The following is a 1,036-nucleotide window of genomic DNA, read 5'->3' as shown; positions in this document are numbered from 1 at the left end:
GGCTCTGACGGATTGTAAGCGCACGGTTTCAGGTACTATTTCACTCCCCTCCCGGGGTACTTTTCACCTTTCCCTCACGGTACTAGTCCGCTATCGGTCACCAGGTAGTATTCAGGCTTATCGGGTGGTCCCGACAGATTCACAGCAGATTTCACGGGCCCGCTGCTACTCGGGAGTCATCCACACAAGCCGTTGCGTTTTCGTCTACGGGATTCTCACCCTCTACGACGGGCCGTCCCAGGCCACTTCGACTAACACAACGGTTTCTGACTTGTGCCTAGTTCGGCAGAACTAGGAAGAATGATCCCACAACCCCGACTATGCAACGCCTGCCGGCTATCACACATAATCGGTTTAGCCTCTTCCGCTTTCGCTCGCCACTACTCACGGAATCACTGTTGTTTTCTCTTCCTGTGGGTACTGAGATGTTTCACTTCCCCACGTTCCCTCCACACGCCCTATATATTCAGGCGCGGGTAACACGACATAACTCGTGCTGGGTTTCCCCATTCGGAAATCCTCGGATCTCAGCTCGTTTGACAGCTCCCCGAGGCATATCGCAGCCTACTACGTCCTTCATCGGCTCCTGGTGCCAAGGCATCCACCGTACGCTCTTACACACTTACTAACAAAGATGCTCGCGTCCACTGTGCAGTTCTCAAACAACACACCCGCTCTAATCGCATTTCGCAAGACCGGACCGAAGCAAGCTTCGCGGTATCGAGGAAGATCCGAGCGGATCGTTATCTTGCCTGGAAAGAACGTCTGTTCTTTCAGGACCCAATAGTGTGTCGGTATATCACCGCGGAAGAAGACTGAGCTTCTTCCGTGTGCGATGAGGTTGTCAGTGTTCCACCCATGAGCGTCCGCCGGCCTACGTGTGAGGCCGAAACGGTCTCTGCCAGAGCAACACTCACCTGTGTGAGGCGCATCTGGAGATGTGCTCCTTAGAAAGGAGGTGATCCAGCCGCACCTTCCGGTACGGCTACCTTGTTACGACTTCGTCCCAATCGCCAATCCCACCTTCGACGGCTCC

General features: G+C 54.6%; 2 rRNA genes. Both read right to left on the bottom strand.

From position 1 onward, the window contains the following. A 23S ribosomal RNA gene (locus tag ACWIGI_RS41665) occupies positions 1-628 on the bottom strand; the annotation flags it as partial. Between the two features lie 323 nt (positions 629-951). Continuing rightward, a 16S ribosomal RNA gene (locus ACWIGI_RS41660) occupies positions 952-1,036 on the bottom strand; the annotation flags it as partial.

Source organism: Nocardia sp. NPDC055321 (assembly GCF_053645575.1).
Note: the sequence above shows the minus strand (reverse complement) of the source record. Positions and strands in the feature narration are given on the sequence as shown.